At 57.4% G+C, this 15,321-nt stretch carries 17 protein-coding genes and 2 pseudogenes; 10 read left to right on the top strand and 9 right to left on the bottom strand.

Annotated features, from left to right (window positions below; translation table 11 throughout):
- Window positions 1-95: 95 nt before the first annotated feature.
- The 9 genes from GGD65_RS40385 (at window position 96) to GGD65_RS30505 (ending at window position 5,840) form a co-directional block, all read left to right on the top strand.
- A complete protein-coding gene (locus GGD65_RS40385) occupies window positions 96-587 on the top strand; it encodes a hypothetical protein (protein WP_246783452.1) in 492 nt (163 codons plus the stop codon).
- A 101-nt stretch (window positions 588-688) separates the two neighbouring features.
- Window positions 689-1,435 (top strand): hypothetical protein, encoded by a 747-nt coding sequence (locus GGD65_RS40380; protein ID WP_246783451.1) that lies wholly within the window; start codon window positions 689-691, stop codon window positions 1,433-1,435.
- Window positions 1,436-1,540: 105 nt separating this feature from the next.
- A complete protein-coding gene (locus GGD65_RS40375; RefSeq protein ID WP_246783450.1) occupies window positions 1,541-1,744 on the top strand; it encodes a hypothetical protein in 204 nt (67 codons plus the stop codon).
- A 58-nt stretch (window positions 1,745-1,802) separates the two neighbouring features.
- On the top strand, window positions 1,803-2,498 hold the full coding sequence (locus GGD65_RS40000; RefSeq protein WP_210317367.1) for a hypothetical protein: 696 nt from the start codon (window positions 1,803-1,805) through the stop codon (window positions 2,496-2,498).
- A 158-nt stretch (window positions 2,499-2,656) separates the two neighbouring features.
- Entirely contained in the window at window positions 2,657-3,193 is a 537-nt protein-coding gene (locus tag GGD65_RS39995; protein ID WP_210317365.1) for a hypothetical protein, read from the top strand.
- Entirely contained in the window at window positions 3,193-3,552 is a 360-nt protein-coding gene (locus tag GGD65_RS39990; protein WP_210317363.1) for a hypothetical protein, read from the top strand. The genes GGD65_RS39995 and GGD65_RS39990 overlap by 1 nt, the downstream gene beginning before the upstream one ends.
- A 26-nt stretch (window positions 3,553-3,578) precedes the next feature.
- The gene (locus GGD65_RS39985; protein WP_210317361.1) at window positions 3,579-4,403 is read left to right on the top strand and encodes a hypothetical protein; all 825 of its coding nucleotides are present in this window, start codon (window positions 3,579-3,581) and stop codon (window positions 4,401-4,403) included.
- Window positions 4,404-5,155: 752 nt separating this feature from the next.
- Window positions 5,156-5,455 carry a hypothetical protein gene (locus GGD65_RS30510; RefSeq protein WP_409362771.1) on the top strand — a complete coding sequence of 100 codons (300 nt, stop codon included), beginning with the start codon at window positions 5,156-5,158 and terminating at the stop codon, window positions 5,453-5,455.
- A 7-nt stretch (window positions 5,456-5,462) separates the two neighbouring features.
- Entirely contained in the window at window positions 5,463-5,840 is a 378-nt protein-coding gene (locus GGD65_RS30505; protein WP_183237657.1) for a hypothetical protein, read from the top strand.
- A gap of 287 nt (window positions 5,841-6,127) precedes the next feature.
- On the opposite strand, the gene GGD65_RS30500 is transcribed toward GGD65_RS30505, so the two are convergent.
- The gene (locus tag GGD65_RS30500) at window positions 6,128-6,385 is read right to left on the bottom strand and encodes a hypothetical protein (RefSeq protein ID WP_183237656.1); all 258 of its coding nucleotides are present in this window, start codon (window positions 6,383-6,385) and stop codon (window positions 6,128-6,130) included.
- Between the two features lie 117 nt (window positions 6,386-6,502).
- Complete coding sequence (locus GGD65_RS30495) at window positions 6,503-7,951, bottom strand: methyl-accepting chemotaxis protein (RefSeq protein WP_183237655.1); 1,449 nt, start codon at window positions 7,949-7,951, stop codon at window positions 6,503-6,505.
- Window positions 7,952-8,680: 729 nt separating this feature from the next.
- Between GGD65_RS30495 and GGD65_RS30490 the strand changes: the two genes are divergently transcribed.
- On the top strand, window positions 8,681-9,112 hold the full coding sequence (locus GGD65_RS30490; protein ID WP_183237654.1) for a hypothetical protein: 432 nt from the start codon (window positions 8,681-8,683) through the stop codon (window positions 9,110-9,112).
- 361 nt (window positions 9,113-9,473) lie between these two features.
- On the opposite strand, the gene GGD65_RS30485 is transcribed toward GGD65_RS30490, so the two are convergent.
- The 7 genes and pseudogenes from GGD65_RS30485 to bioD all read right to left on the bottom strand — a co-directional run bounded on the left by GGD65_RS30485 (window position 9,474) and on the right by bioD (window position 15,210).
- The gene (locus tag GGD65_RS30485; protein WP_183237653.1) at window positions 9,474-10,196 is read right to left on the bottom strand and encodes an SDR family oxidoreductase; all 723 of its coding nucleotides are present in this window, start codon (window positions 10,194-10,196) and stop codon (window positions 9,474-9,476) included.
- A gap of 301 nt (window positions 10,197-10,497) precedes the next feature.
- Window positions 10,498-11,340: a pantoate--beta-alanine ligase gene (gene panC, locus GGD65_RS30480; protein WP_183237652.1), complete on the bottom strand. Its 843-nt coding sequence runs from the start codon at window positions 11,338-11,340 to the stop codon at window positions 10,498-10,500.
- 9 nt (window positions 11,341-11,349) lie between these two features.
- A pseudogene (panB, locus tag GGD65_RS30475) lies at window positions 11,350-12,178 on the bottom strand (3-methyl-2-oxobutanoate hydroxymethyltransferase).
- Between the two features lie 123 nt (window positions 12,179-12,301).
- On the bottom strand, window positions 12,302-12,568 hold the full coding sequence (locus GGD65_RS30470; RefSeq protein WP_183237651.1) for a hypothetical protein: 267 nt from the start codon (window positions 12,566-12,568) through the stop codon (window positions 12,302-12,304).
- Between the two features lie 368 nt (window positions 12,569-12,936).
- Window positions 12,937-13,143: a hypothetical protein gene (locus GGD65_RS30465; RefSeq protein ID WP_183237650.1), complete on the bottom strand. Its 207-nt coding sequence runs from the start codon at window positions 13,141-13,143 to the stop codon at window positions 12,937-12,939.
- 192 nt (window positions 13,144-13,335) lie between these two features.
- Complete coding sequence (locus GGD65_RS30460) at window positions 13,336-14,565, bottom strand: aminotransferase class III-fold pyridoxal phosphate-dependent enzyme (RefSeq protein WP_183237649.1); 1,230 nt, start codon at window positions 14,563-14,565, stop codon at window positions 13,336-13,338.
- Window positions 14,566-14,573: 8 nt separating this feature from the next.
- Window positions 14,574-15,210, bottom strand: a pseudogene (bioD, locus tag GGD65_RS30455) (dethiobiotin synthase).
- Between the last annotated feature and the right edge of the window lie 111 nt (window positions 15,211-15,321).

Below are 15,321 nucleotides of genomic sequence, written 5' to 3'. Positions count from 1 at the left end.
CCGGCCGTCCAGAAACACCTGTGCTTCTGCACAGGATGCGCTCGCGTGGTACGCGGATCGGGCAAGGGCGCTCAAAGCTTTGGGACGGTAGAGCCGTGCTGACGTACGCGAATGCGCAGGTCCTCGTGCCTCTGGATCCGGCACTGGTTTTGGGCGCACTCAAAAGCGATGACGCGGCCTACGTCGAATTGAGCCAGCGTGCAAAGCTGGAGGACAACAAACGGCCTTTCAGGCGCTTTGGCAAGCGGCAGAACCGCTATTTGCGGAAGGACATCCCCGCGCCGTACGTTTGCCCAGTCTGTGCCACGCCAGTCGCGAACACCACGGCGGGTAGCGCTGATGCGATTCGTGGTCATATCGCCAGGCATTTGGAGGAATTGGCAGATTACGCTGCCGCAAAAAAGGCTCTCGATGCGGCTAAGTCTTCCGTTAGCAAGGCGCAGACACGATTGGCTGCGGCCCTGCCAGGCATAATCGGGCTGTTGCACGAGGACGAGACCGCGCTCAGACCACACTCAGCGCCTATCAAGCGAACATCTCCGGCTGGCCAGGGCGCGCCGCACCGGCATCGGTTGATATTACCATAGAGATTGCCAAATTACTGGCCAGCCTCGATCAGGCGATCACGGACATCGAGTCCAGGCAGGGCGACCACACCTACGTCAGGGCCCGAACCAAGATCGATCGATTGATCGAGATTCAAGCCGAGAGCGAGCTTACTCTCGGTACACACAGCGAGTTGGTCAAGCTCTCCGATGCCTTGACGGCGCAGGCGGCGATAATTTCCGCGGAGATCCGGAGAACAGTACAGTCGCTGCTCGACCGCCTACGAGCCCCGACGAACGAAATCTACAAGGTGATCCAGGGCACGAATGCGGCACTGGTCCGGTTAGAGCTGCCGGCAGAAGACAACACCAACCAGCAGTGGTTCAATCTGCTGATCGACTTCGCCGAGAACCGCAACGGTGTGCAACCGGGCGGCTATCTGAGCGATTCCCAGATCCACTCGCTGCCACTCGCGCTGTGGTTAGCTGCGGTCAACCAGTTAAATGCGCGCGTGACGATTGTTGCACTGGACGACATCGTGACGTCCTACGATGCCGATCACCGACGCACGATCGCCGGATTGATTGCCGCCATGTTCAGCGATTGCCAGCTGCTGATCACGACTCATGACGAGCGGTTCTTCAGGTATCTGAAGGATCAGCTCGAAGCGAAGACTTGGCAGTTCACCCAAATCATCGGCCTCGACCCAGCGTACGGGCCCCGATTTGCCGATCACAAAGTCACTGATGAGATGATCGAGGCGCGATGGGCAGACGGCCAGGCTGCAGCCAATGAAATGCGCCAAGCCAAGGCGGAATGGCTGCTCAGCATCGGTCGTGACTTTGGAATCAACGTACGGATCCCGCCGCTGAAGCGGGCCTACTCTTAGGAGCGCAGCGAACTAGCTTCGGCGCTAGCAGGCTTCCTGAGGGAGGCAAAGCTCGCCCCGCCGCAAGTGAAGGGCGTCAATAACCGCTTCCTCGATAGCCTAGCGATGGGCGCGATCGAGAATTTCGGAAGCCATTTTCAAGACGGTCTCTACGGCAACGGCTCGATCGGCGACGAAAGGCCCGTTGGGAGGAATTCAAGGCCTTCCGCAACCAATTTGCCTGCAGCAAGTGCGGACGAAGAAAATTCCAACGCCCCTCGCGCTGAAAAAGCCCGTTTGCGCGCATGGTGGCTGCGAGGCGCAATTTGAGTTCGCTGCGGCGCCATCGCCGTGAGCGACGCGAGTTTTCATTTGTATCGAGGATGGCATGACTGCCAGCGGACCAGATTTCCGTCACACGTGGCTTTGGCGACAGGCATTCCAGGAGCCGCGCTCCGACAGCTCTATTGAAGACCAAGAATTTTTTAGGGTGCAGTATCTCTCAATTCGCGAGCGCGCTGCTCTGCTGGTTTCGCGTATCGCGACCGACCTGCCCTGCATGACAGTGCACGATGTGAGCCATCTGGACGCGTTGTGGGATACGGCGTCCGCCGTCGCCGAAGGCGCCGTCGACGTCAATCCTGCTGAAGGCTTCGTTCTCGGAGAGAGCATTCTTCTTCACGATGCAGCTATGAGCCTTGCTGCGTACCCCGGCGGGCTAGATGAGGTCCCGTCGACCATAGCATGGAAGGACACCGTTGCACGCCCCCCCTGGCATCAGAAGTGGAGGAAGCGCAAGATCCGACCTCGACAGCCGCCTGCCGAGATCGTACGACGCGTTGTGCCGGACGTGCTTCGTCAGCTTCACGCTGTACGAGCTGAAGTGTTAGCCGAGCAAGCATGGCGTGCGGCTGATGGATCTCAGATTTATCTCGTCGAGGACTCTGAGCTCCGTCGTTCCTACGGACCCACCATTGGTCAGATCGCCCACAGCCATTGGTGGTCAGTTCAGAGGCTGGAGCAGAAATTTTCAGGCGATCTCGGCGCATTGGCAAATCGGACGCTCAACTGTGTCGATCGGTAAAAGTTGGCCTGCCTCCTGCGCGTCGCAGATGCTCTGCATCTCGACAGCCGCCGCGCACCACGATTTCTTCGGCGGTCACAAACCCAAGTGGCGTGTCAGCACTCCATTGGGCATTCCAGGAGCCCATTGCACGCCCGCACCTCGAGCCCGATGCGGTGATGTTCACGACCGGTCAGCCGTTTGGACGCGATGACGCTGAAGCTTGGTGGCTCGCATGCGACACGCTCAACGCCGTTGATCGCGAACTGCGGGATGTCGAGCTCTTGCTGCAAGGCCGTGGCCGCCAAGTCCTGAGAGCGAAACGGGTGAAGGGCGCCGGATCCCCGGAAATGCTGGCACGCACGATCCAGACCCGCGGCTGGCGCCCGGTGGACGCCCGTTTGCAGGTCTCGGATGTTCCTCGCATTGTCGAAAACCTCGGCGGATCCAAGCTCTACGGGCATGACGTGACCGTGCCGCTTCGTGAGCTAATCCAGAACGCCGCCGACGCCGTGCAGGCCAGGCGGAAATTTCAGAATCGCCCGTCTGACTGGGGTCTCATCAGCGTCGGCCTGGTATCGGAGGCCGATCGGGTCTGGCTCATTGTCGAGGATAATGAGATCGGGATGTCCGAACAGGTGCTGACGGGTCCGCTTCTCGATTTCGGAACGACATTTTGGCGCTCGCTCTCGCCAGGCAGGAGTTTCCAGGACTGATGGCCGCAGGCATGCACGCCATCGGTCGGTTTGGGATCGGGTTCTTCTCCGTCTTCTTGCGCGGATCGGTTGTTCGCGTGTACTCGCGAAGGTGCGACAAGGGCCAGGAAACGGGAAGGCTGCTGGACTTTCGCGGTGGCACAACTTCTCGACCGATCTTGTCGTCGGCTTCGGGCAAGCCCGTTCCGGTCGATGGGGGAACGCGTGTCGAGGTCTTGCTCAAAAATCCGCCCTATGACGTCGGCGGCTTGCTGCGCGTCAACTCGTACAGCAAACAGACGGTGCCTTTGAATGCACTCGTCGGTGCGGTCGCCCCCAATCTGATATCGCGATCGCAACGATCGCTGAAGACAGAGTAAAACCTGTTGCTCGACCTGGTGACTGGTTGAAGATCAGCGATTTCGAGCTGGTGCGCCGTCTCAATCCCACCAGCGACCGCTCTGAAGATGAAACGCTGAAGGTCGGCCGGGCCCTGATGCAGCCCATATGTGGCTCCGACGGCCAGGTATTCGGCCGCGCTTTCATTGCACCCTCAAGGCACTCGTTCTCGCCTGATGGCGGGTGGGTCACCATTTCCGGGCTACGCGCTGCTCGTCTTCACGTTGAGGGTGTGCTGCTTGGCGAAGCCGTCACCGCAGCCCGGGATTCAGCTCAACCTATCGCCACACCACCGGCCCTTGCGCAGTGGGCAACTAAGCAGGCTGCATTGATCGCAACCTCAGTGAAGGATGAAGAACGCCAGGCCAGATCTGGCGAAGTCCTGCTCGAGTGCGGAGGCGACATCGGAGCTTGCAAACTGATCAAATGGGGCGCTGACTGGCTAGAAGCGAGCGAGCTGGAAGATCGCCTTCGGTCGTCGACAGAACTCGTCATAAGCTTCGATGGAGAGTTTGATTATGATGAAGATCAGGATGACGTCCATCCCAAGGAATTCCGCGAGGAATTCCAGCTATCTGAGGAGATCGCCTTGGTTCTCAGGCACGACGGCACGATCCTGAGGGTCGGCAGCAATACCTGGCCGCAATCGATCACCGGGAATCCAAAATGGAGCGACTCGAACGTGGCAGCTTACGTCAGGAACATCATACGCGAAGTTTGGGGCAACGACGTCTTCGAAGACGAAGAGGAACGAGTAGTTGGTAAAGTTGGTTTCTCCGAGATCTCGCGGCGACTTAGCATCTTCCGTCCGAACGACAAAGAACCATTCTGATTAGCTGATCAAAGGAGATACGCCCCCCATGCGGGGCCTGTGAGATGCCGAGGTCCGCCGCCTCTGATGTTTTATCGACGAGCGGCTTGGCCCGGCATTGGCGAGCCCTTCATGACCGAGTTCATGAAGTCATCCTCCCGGTGATCACGATATTAAAGCTATGCTCATCGCGCTTCGCCACGGCTCAACCAGTATGAAGTGGCTATTGCAGGCCTGCCAGCCGCATCTGGTGGCTACGTGGGCCGAATCACCGGCACCTGCCCGCCTGATGTTTGTCCGATACGCATCAACTATGATCATAGCCTCGCAGAAACCCGCAGCTTGAGGCCCCAGCGGATCTGTCTCGCTCGCTCTTGGCAGCTCTTCCGCGGCATCATTGAGACGCGCCCCTCTCGTTTGCTCCGGATTACAGAAAAGGAATAGGAGATCGTACGGAGCGTACGGACGCGGGCCGCTTTTGCTTGTTTGTTCGTTTTTCTCATCAGCAACCCTCCGTTCCCGCCGGAATTCGAGGTGTAACATCTAGGAAGCTCCCCGGAAAAACTCCGGGACTTGCCCGCAACAGACCGATCCGTACGGCAGCATCCCTCGACTTTCCCGCTCCAAACCGCAGCACGTTTGCGGCAATGCTGTGCTCAACTCGTCAGTTTGCACGCGCGGTGGTTGCGGATTGGCAATGTATTGGGAATTATTCCGCCCGCTGAGGAGATCACAATGGCGGGCGAGCTAACAATAGTCAGGGGAGCGCAAATATTGCGGCCGATCCCCACCCAAACGGAATCTACAGGGAGCTGTTTGAGGCTGCCGCGGATGTTCCGGTGCGGCTCTGGGGCAGTGATTTGGCGAAAATAACGAACCCGGCAGACCGGAAGAGTGATCCACCCAGCTTCTACGGGCGCATCCTAGTCTGGACTGAGATCGATCGGGAAGGCAAATGGCTCAATCAGGCCGAAGATCGCGAGGCGACGGCGAAGGAAAAGCACGAAATCCAGATTCTGGAGAGTCTGGATACGAACTTTCCGCTCCTTCAACTTCGTCTTTCTCGAGAATAAACACCTCTTGGTACTCGAATATCAAAATGAGCTGGGCGAGCATTTTGGCGCGGGCGGCCTTAGAGAATTGCTGCGCTCGCCCTACTTTCAAACTTCCATACTCCTCGGTCTGTTCTGTCTGGTGTTTTGGACGCGGGATGAAAAACAAGAACACAGTGTCAAGGCGGCGGAAATCGCTGTTGGGGTTCTTCCGAACCTTCTCGGGTTCACGGTTGGCGCCCTCGCAATCGTGCTTGCCTTCTCATCGGCCGATATCTTTCGGAATATTGAAGAGGGAGACCCCCGATCCTTCTACCTTACGCTGACCGCGAACCTCGTACATTTTATTTGCGTCCAGGTCCTAGCCTTGGTGTCAGCCATCATCGCGAGAGCCACCGGTTGGTAAATCATGGACTTTATAAGTCTTGTCCTTCTCATATACGCGGTGATCGTGACGTTTTCGGCTTCCTTACAGCTCTTTCAAACGGCACGAATCTACAACGCGAAGGTCAGTCTGCCGCTTCCCCCCGCTTCACGCAGCCGTCTTCCTTCCCCCCGCCCAGTGCGACGCAAACGTTGAGGCGCCTCTCCGCCAGAGTGCGGAAGAACCCAGGACAACCTCATCACAGTTCGTTGATAAAACGCGCGGTGCGGAGTCGAGGTCCTCCGGCCGCGCCAACCATACGCACTCCGTTATCGCTGTTGCTGACGACTAATGCTGACGCTCATCCAAGACGGCGCCGGATCAAGTGGGGTGCGATAGACCTCGGCGTTATCGGCACCAATGATCCGAACTGAACAGCCCTTAGACTTGAGTTCCGGGTAGACAATACAGAGCTCGGTCGCAAGCTGGATTGCCCGCTCGGAAGCAAGCTCAAGGTTTTCAAGGATGAGACCACCCTGTTCTTTGCACTTCGGGCCAATCACAAGATCGAAAGAGCAGTACGGCATCAAAAGTTTCCCTTGTTCAAGGCCTTGTTCCTCTTGAGACGAATTCCAAACCCGTCACGCGTACAGATCGCACTTCGCCGGAGCGCATCCAGTTCGCTGGTAAGTTACGCACCGACCCTACGCCGCTCGAATCCTGGTGAGGAAGCTGTCTAGCTCCCGCTTCAACTGAGAGCTTTCCCCATGCAGCAGTTCGGCAGACGCCAGCACCTGAATCGACGCGCCTCCGGTTATCTCAGCGCCTTTGGTAACTTCCCTAGCGATGGACGCCACTTCGGTGGTCCTGGTCGCTGCTCCAAGAACATTGCTTGCGATGGTTTTGCTGGCCGTTTGCTGCTCTCCGATCGAGTCAACTACAATCCTGGCGATCTCCGAGATGCGACCGACTATCGCAGCGACTTCGGTGACCGAGCTGGCGGACTCGACCGTTATTGCCCGGATGCTGCCGATCTGCTCGCCGATCTCAACGGTCGTATGCGCGGCTTGCCCGGCCAGAAATTTCACCTCCTGAGCGACAATCGCGAAACCTCTGCTGAGATCACCGGCGCGGGCGGCTTCAATCGTGGCGTTCAACGCGAGCAGATTGATTCGCCGCGCAATTGCGTCGATCAGCTCGATGACGCTGCCGATCCGCGCCGCCGCAGTTGTCAGACTGACCATGCGCTGATCGCTGACTTCCACCTTGCAAACCGACTCGCGGGCCATGTTGGATGCCTGTTCGACCTGGAGGCCGATATTTATGATCGTTTCGGCCATTTTACCTGTCGCGACCGCGATCTGGTGAACGTTGACGGATGCCTCCTGAGATGAGGAGGCGAGATCGAGTGAGAGTTGCTGGCTGTGATCAGCCGTGCAGGTCAGGCTGCGGGCGGACGCTTCAAGTTCTGAGGACGCGGACGAGACCCTGTCGATGACCTTGCCGACGGTCATTTCGAATTCACGAGCGAGGCGGGCTATATCGGTCCTACGCTGCTCCGCGGCAACACGATCGTCATCCGCCGTCGCATCGACGTCGGCCTGCGCCTTCTCACGAGACTTCAATTTGAACATCTCAACCGCTTGGGCGATTTCGCCGAGCTCGTCAGCGCGACCGAGGCCGGACAAAACCACATCGAAATGACCGTCACCGAGCCGTCGCATGGCCGCCGTCATCGAAGCGACCGTCCTGGCGGTACGCCGGCCGAAAAACAGCGCCAACATGCCTACAGAAATCGTTGCAAGTCCGATGAGCCATATCTGTTGCCGCCGAATCTCTTCAACCCGCGTTTCCGCAGCGCTTGATCGCTGATCAACCACAGCCGTAATATTCGTGAGCAACGGGCGAATGCGGTCATAGATATGTCCCAGATCCTCGACCTGGTCGCTTAGGGTCTGTTGTGTCACCATGTAGGACAGAAAACTGACTTTACATGCGCGGATCAGCTCCAAAATCTGGGAGTGCATCTCTGGATTGAGGCTCGCCTGAGAGAGCGCGGTTTCGAACTCCCCTTCCCGCTTGCCCAGTTGGTCGCCGTATTTGTCCTCGCCGCGCAGGATGAAGTCTTTCTCGTGCCGACGCATCATCAGCATCAGAATCGTAAGACGTGGCTGGTTCAGCTCTGCCAGACGTGGCTCGACCCCGTGGACAGACTTGCGGAGTCGACCCTGAAATCCGTCGTCTCGTTGAAGCCGAGGTTGCGTTGCGCCGAAACCACGTTCTGACTCTTGATTAACATGTCAGTCGGCTTGTGGAGGAAGTCACTCGCGATTTGTCATGACTCAAGGAAGCTTTGTGACAGCGATGCGACATGGGCTTTAAGCCGATTGCTATCGTTCGACTGACGTTGCAAAAAGTTCGTGTAGCTCAGCGCAGCGACACAAATTGCGCCGGTGACGAGGACGCCGGAAATCCCGAGAAGCGTCATCTGGACGCGCAATCCAATCCGGACTCATAAAAGCCGACTAATCTTGGTCTCAGCTCTGCTCATTGGCCCCCCTTGCAGATGTTTACGGTTCGGCGCGATCTTGACTGACTCACTTCGAGCTGAACAAAGCTCAGCTTCTTCGTTCGATCGATGACCGATGGCTAACTAATATGGATTGATTTCGAAATGCTGAACTCGCCTACATCGTACATTTCGTGCCGATGCTTCACTGAGGCGCGCGAAGACGTATGGAATGAGCTGTTGATTGCGATGACACGATGTGGAAGCCCAGGTTTGGTCGGATATATTCGACGAACTGATACACAGATATTCAAACACACCTATTCCGGTTTGTGCACCGATCGATTCCAGGAGAAAGAAACCTTAGGATATAGTGACGGCGCTTGCGACAGCGGGCCAGGCCATCAAACTAGCGAACTGTTTGCGCGGCATCGACAAGGCGGTGGATGCGGCAGAATTCAAGCTCAAGATCGCGGATCTAACCGTTGCGTTGCCCGATATCAAGATGGCCTTTTCGGAGGCTAGAGAAGAAATTGCAGCGAGGTACGCTCAAATTGCTGAACTGAAAGATCAGTTGAAACGAACCCGTGAATTGGTCGAATACAATGGATACAAGTGTGACAAAGGGCCGGACGGCGCGCCAAGAGGCGCTCCCTACTGTCAGGTGTGTCATCAGATCAGGCCTATTGATTCACATAGCCGACTTTCGCAATGTCCAGAATTGCCTCGCTTGCAATTCGAAATACACGAAGGTTGCTTTTTTTGCTTATTGAGGAGCAGATTATCAGCGAGCAAGCCTCATTGAGGGGGACGCCAGTCAGTCGGTACGAGTGGCTTCGCCACTCGGCAGACGCGCATGGCGCATGCGGGAGTACTGTCTTCGACCTCAGTGCGTGTCCGAATGATAATCGTCCCTAGAGACCCAGCACAACCTTGGCGAACATGTCGCGCTGGATCTCGTTGGAGCCGCCGCAGATCGGGACTTTTCGGTTGTGTGGCGCGACTGCCCAAGTCTATGACGAGATCAAGCGCCACCGCGCGCAATCGCCACGACCTGTTTAGCCTTAAAAGATGGCCCGGCCGAGCCCAGAATGCTCCCGGTCTCCGGCTCACTTGACTTTACCAACCCCGGACCTTGGCACGTAGCGAGCCCGAGGGGACCGGAATCACCAGGCAATCGTCTCGCCCCGGTGGTTCTGGAAAGTACCGGTGGTCGCCGGCGTTAGTTCAGCGATGCGTCGAATGAGAGCGCTCGCACTTTCTTCTGGTGATATGGAGCTGGGATGGGAAGCGGCAGCTGCACCGCCCATGTCGGTCCGCACATACCCGGGCGCCAGTATGCCCACTAGTATGCCATCTGTCGCCCAGTCACGCGAAAGCGCGTGCATGCCGTTGTTAAGGGCAGCTTTCGACGCGCAGTAGGCATATCTAATGGGGGCCAGACCGGACGATGTAGTGGTACTTGTGGATCCCAGACCGCTGCTGATCGCGACGAGCTTCTTCTCGCTTCCATGCTTCAGATTGTCGCGCAGCGCCAGGGCGATGAGGATCGGCGCGAGCGCGTTCACGCGCAGCGTAATCATCCAACCCTCAGCATCGATTCCATCGGCTGACTGGTTCTCCGGGCCGACGATCCCAGCATTGTTGATGATGATGTCGATTGGTTGATCGCCAAGCATGTCTTTGAGGGACGCGATGGATGCCTCCTCGGCAACGTCCAGCCGCATGATTTGCACGCGACCGCCGGAGGACGACACCAGCTCCTTAAGCGCTTCAGCCGTTTCGGGGGCGCGACAGCAGCCGATCACGTCCGCCTTGTTGGCTGCGTATTGCCGAGCGAGTTCAAGGCCGATTCCGCGATTTGCGCCAGTGATTAGAACTGCGGTCATACTAAGTTACCCCCTTATTTTACGTTGGGATGAAATGTGCGTCCAAGCGAATGCGCTAGCCATGTCGCTTCAGATGGGCACAGCGAGAGTTGAGATTGTGAAACCTAGCGTCAGGTGTTTCCTACCCCAGCCGAGTTTGCAATGAGCCAGCCGCAAAACCGCACATCATCTGTTCATCGAGTAGCCTTTAGATATCCTGCCCCTGCCGATCTGCGACGCCAACGCCTGCGTCAGGCACGAATTGTGTTGTCGCAGATGCGCCAAATCGAGAGTTCTGATGCTCCTTGATAATGCGGAACGTTTACGGCGTGAGGACTACATTGTCGATCAGCCGGGTAGACCCAATGTAAGCTGCGGCGCAAAGAGCCCCAGGACGATTCAAGGGACTCGCGGCCGGTTTTAGCGTATCAGCATCGACGAGCTCGAGGTACTGGACGCGATCGACTTCCTTTAGATGCCGCATGGCGCTTGATATGAGCTTGGCGACATCGCGCTCGCCAGCCCGAAATTCCGCGTCCGCCGTGAACAGACCGCGACTAATCGCGAGAGCACGCGGTCGCTCTTGCTTCCCGAGATACCGATTGCGACTGCTCATCGCGAGCCCGTCCGGTTCGCGGACCGTCGGAACGGTGACGATTTGGGCCGGAAAATTAAGATCAATCGCCATGCGACGCACGATCGCGCACTGCTGAAAATCCTTTTGCCCGAAAAACGCCACGTCCGGCTGCACCATATTGAACAGTTTGCACACGACCGTCGCGACCCCACGAAAATGTCCGGGCCTGAACGCTCCGCATAGTGGCTGCGCAAGTTCGCCTGGTTCGACCGAGGTCTCAAATTCGGCCGGATAGACCTCCCAAACATCCGGCGCAAACACAATCGCAACCGCGGCGTCGCGGCACAGTCTTCCGTCTCGCTCGAAGTCACGCGGATGGTTACCGAGATCTTCGTTCAGTCCAAACTGTTTGGGATTTACGAAGATGCTTAAAACTGTGGTGTAGCATTGCTTCCGGCTCGCCTCCACCAGAGCCAGATGGCCATGGTGTAGGTAACCCATGGTCGGGACAAAGCCGACACTCTTGTACCCCTTGCGAGCGCTTCTGATGGCGCGCCGTAGCTCAGGGAGCCTCGTGATTATTTGCATCTTTTCACATCACGTTGGATTGGAAGGCGCCCATTTTGCGATCTCATCGCCCAGACCTTCGGGTAGCTGATATGATTCTTGTGGTCCAGGAAATGACCCCGCGCGGACGTCCGCAGTCCAGCGCGATAACGCCTCCTGCAACAGCTGAAAACCTTCGGCATAGGCGCGAACGAATTTAGGCCGACGGTTTTCCGTCAGCCCGAGTACGTCATGGAATACGAGCACCTGGCCCGAACAGCTGGGACCCGCACCAATTCCAATCGTGGGTATCGCGAGGGACTCGCTCGCTCGCGCAGGAGGTTCCCCCGGAATACCCTCCAGAACCAAGGCGAAGCAACCGGCCTCTTGCAGAGGGTGGGCGTCGTCGAGCAGACGTAAAGCATCCTCGGCGCTGCGGCCCTGCACCTTGAAACCACCCATAAAGTTGACGCTCTGCGGAGTGAGACCGAGGTGACCCATCACAGGAATTTCGCAATCAACCAAAGCGCGAACCGTTTCGACACGCTTTGTTCCACCCTCGAGCTTAACGGCATCGGCGTCCCGTTGCAGAAAGCCACCGGCGTTGCGTATCGTTTCCTCTGGACTGAGGTGAAAGCTGAGAAACGGCATATCGGCCACGAGAAGGCATGCGATCTTGGGCGCGCAACCGCTTCAAGGTGATGATTCATCATGGCCATGCTGACCGGCAGCGTATTTTCGAACCCAAGGCACACGTTTCCCACGCTGTCACCGAAAGGATGATATCGACGAAGGGATCGGCGATGCGTGTCGGAATCGCATCGTAAGCGGTGGTCATTGCGATACGACGAGCTTCCTGCTTGCATCGCTGCAACGAAATTCATTGCTTGAGGCAGTTTGCTGTGACCATACAGCCCTGACCAGCGCACGTAGTAAGGCGCCATTTTCACCTTTCGACCGACGCTAAGCCGAGGGAGGCCCGTGAGCCGTAGGCGATTTTCCGCTATACGCCGCCGTATTGATCCATGACATCGAGGCCGTCCCAACTTGAAGCCAGAGACGCCATGATCAGCAACGCAGCCAGTCCAAACGGAACGAGATTTTTCGCATCGCTCCCGGAATAAGCAGGCGTTGCAAGATATGGAAACGCAATGTCGAAGAGCTGGCGACGGCGATAGCAATCGTAATCGCAATATCCTCTCCGTGTCACCACGTCTCGCAGATTAGCCCGGACCCAGGGACCGAGAACATTCGGCGCAGGTTCGACCACGGCACGAGGTCCTGTGATTCACGAGAATGAACTTCATGCCGTACCTCCGTTAGCCCGCCCCACTTCTTTCAACGATCCAAGCATTCGAGGTGATGCTGATCCTGAGGTAGCCGCAGACCATCTGCTGTAGCCCTATTTCGGTCGATCTTCTGCGGCGCCGCACTCTGCGCACCTTCTCGCGCGCGGCCAGCATTTTGCGGCCTTCATAATGCACCCAAGCCAGATCGACAGTGTTTATGAGAGCTCTTCAAACGGATCGCCGCTCAAAGTCAATTCGGCATTCAGCGACATCCATCGGGCCGCCCGCAATCATGCGAAGCCATCTATGGTCGGCTTCCCGACGCATCCGGAAGCGGCCAACGCAAGCCTTAGAGCAAAGAGCCGTTCGCCATGAGTAGTGGCGGATTAATCCGAACTTTCCACCGCACATTGCGCAGCACCTGGCCGAACTGTGGGAGACACCCATTGAACTGTTGCGCATTCTCGGCTCCTGTCGAGGTTACGTGGATGCCCCCTTGCATTTCTCTTGCTGTGCGCTTTGCGGGCCTGGCGATCATCGCCAGCCCGGCGTCCATCAAGCACTCTCCTTAGCCCATTTTGACATTTGATGCAACATATTTTTAAGCGGCGCGGATAGGGTGGCGAGACCTGACGTTTAACTACCCACCTTGGCCACAGGCGAATTCATGGACAGCGGCAAGCATCGAGCGTCCGACTGCCGTGGCGGGAGGATGCATATTGAGGCGCGCCGGGCAGCATCGCACGCTTCATCCAAGACGATCGCAGTTCAGTGCGTCGGCAGCATCCCTGATGCCCGCATAGATTTCGTCAAGGTCTGCCGCTGCGATGCAATAGGGCGGCATCACATAGATCGTATTGCCAAGCGGCCTTAGCAGCAGGTTCTTATTCTTGAAGAAAGTCTGAAGCTGCGGGCCGATCCCGGCGAGATAGCCTGTATCGCTCGTGTTCAGGTCGAGTGCTGTGACGGTGCCGGTTCGACGGACGTTTTCGAAGCGGGGGTCGACACGGAACGGCTCGATAGCCTGCCCCTGCATAGCCGCGACCGACGCCACGCGTTGGCGAACCTTCTCATCCTGCCACAAATCGAGATTGGCTTTTGCAGCAGAGCAAGCCATGGGTTCGATCTTTCGAATAGTGCGCCTCGAAGATATCAGTTCGGCAGAGTGTTGCTGCGAGTGGAAGCGCGCCTCCCGTGAGCCCCTTTGAATAGCAGCAATATCTGGCGTGATGCCAGCCTGTTCGCAGGCGAATAACGTTCCGGTACGACCCCAGCCTGTCATGATCTCGTCGGCGATCAGCAGGACATCTGACGCTTCGTAAATGGACTTCATCTCTTTGAGTACCCAGGGCGGATACATCAGCATACCGCCTGCACCCAGCATGAGCGGCTCGACGATGAACGCGGCGGGCATTTCGTTTCGACATGCGCACTCGAGCGCATCCAGCGCCGCCTGCTCTCGACCTGCTGCAGGAAACGGAATTGTGGTAACATCAAATAATAGCGGGCCATACGCGGCGTTGAAAATTCCTCTGGCTCCCACTAACATCGCGCCGACTGTGTCGCCATGGTAAGAGTGCTGCATCACGACGATACGTATTCGCTGCTCGCCGCTATTGTGCCAGTACCCCAGCGCCATTTTTAACGCGACTTCTACGCTTGCCGAGCCACTGTCGGAGAAGAAGACATGGTCGAGACTGCGCGGCACGACTTTCAAGAGTTCCGCGGCAACCTCCTCAGCCGGATTGTGAGTGTAACCAGCGAAGATAATCTGATTAAGCTCGCCTGCCTGCTTCTGAATTGCTCTTACAGTTTGTGCATGGCAGTGGCCATGGGTCACGACCCACCAAGATGAAATTGCATCTATGATACGACGATCATCTGCGGTGTAGAGATAAGCGCCCTCGCCACGCACGACCTTTGTCATCTCGTGACGGAGGGCGTGTTGCGTGAAAGGATGCCAAATCGGCGACTTCATCCTAGGCATCATGGATTAAAGAAAAGAGTGTCAACGAGCGAGCTCTTGAACACGACCTGAAGCGTTGCCGGCCTGGAGAGGTGCAATCCAAGGCAATCGCCCTAACCAGCGTACGCGTCCCATCTCGCAAATCGCGATCTCGGTTTCAGGATTTCTTTTTCCGATGAATGCCACCCCAAGAATGCGAAGCTGGCGCCTTCGCAAGGCCTCTATGGAAAGCAGCGAGTGATTAATGGTGCCGAGTTCCGTGCTCGCGCAAAGGACGAACGGAAGAGCCCACCGCTCAAAAACGTCAATGTAGAGGGTGCCCAGTGTCAGCGGCACCATCAGGCCGCCGGCCCCCTCGATCACCAGCGTTTGCTCGCCAACATCCGGCACACGGAGCGATTCTGCGTCAATTCGCACTCCATCGATTTCCGCGGAATGATGCGGCGAGGCAGGTGTTCGAAGACGATAGGACTCGGGTATGATGCGATTGGCCGAGAGGCCGCCTAGCCGGACGACGGCCTCGGCATTGGTTTCTCCGTCAAGGCCGGCCTGAATCGGTTTCCAGTAGTATGCACCGAGGAGATAGGCTAGGCTGGCGGAAAACACCGTCTTGCCGATGCCGGTGTCCGTGCCGGTCGCCACGATTGCGCGCGTCATCGCCAGCCCCTCGTCTCCTCAGCGAGGCACGCAGCATTGCCCGCACCTCATCTTCTCCACATTGAGTGTCAGTGAGATGCGTAAGCGCGCAGTGCCCGCCGGCACGGTCGG

This window comes from Bradyrhizobium sp. CIR18, assembly GCF_014198295.1.
Taxonomy (GTDB): domain Bacteria; phylum Pseudomonadota; class Alphaproteobacteria; order Rhizobiales; family Xanthobacteraceae; genus Bradyrhizobium.
Note: the sequence above shows the minus strand (reverse complement) of the source record. Positions and strands in the feature narration are given on the sequence as shown.

Coding starts and splice junctions, on each gene's coding strand:
- GGD65_RS40375 (WP_246783450.1), top strand. CDS start 1,541: ATGGGCGCGATCGAGAATTTCGGAAGCCATTTTCAAGACGGTCTCTAC.
- GGD65_RS40000 (WP_210317367.1), top strand. CDS start 1,803: ATGACTGCCAGCGGACCAGATTTCCGTCACACGTGGCTTTGGCGACAG.
- GGD65_RS39995 (WP_210317365.1), top strand. CDS start 2,657: ATGTTCACGACCGGTCAGCCGTTTGGACGCGATGACGCTGAAGCTTGG.
- GGD65_RS39990 (WP_210317363.1), top strand. CDS start 3,193: ATGGCCGCAGGCATGCACGCCATCGGTCGGTTTGGGATCGGGTTCTTC.
- GGD65_RS30500 (WP_183237656.1), bottom strand. CDS start 6,385: ATGCCGTACTGCTCTTTCGATCTTGTGATTGGCCCGAAGTGCAAAGAA.
- GGD65_RS30495 (WP_183237655.1), bottom strand. CDS start 7,951: ATGCTGATGATGCGTCGGCACGAGAAAGACTTCATCCTGCGCGGCGAG.
- GGD65_RS30485 (WP_183237653.1), bottom strand. CDS start 10,196: ATGACCGCAGTTCTAATCACTGGCGCAAATCGCGGAATCGGCCTTGAA.
- panC (WP_183237652.1), bottom strand. CDS start 11,340: ATGCAAATAATCACGAGGCTCCCTGAGCTACGGCGCGCCATCAGAAGC.
- GGD65_RS30465 (WP_183237650.1), bottom strand. CDS start 13,143: ATGGACGCCGGGCTGGCGATGATCGCCAGGCCCGCAAAGCGCACAGCA.
- GGD65_RS30460 (WP_183237649.1), bottom strand. CDS start 14,565: ATGAAGTCGCCGATTTGGCATCCTTTCACGCAACACGCCCTCCGTCAC.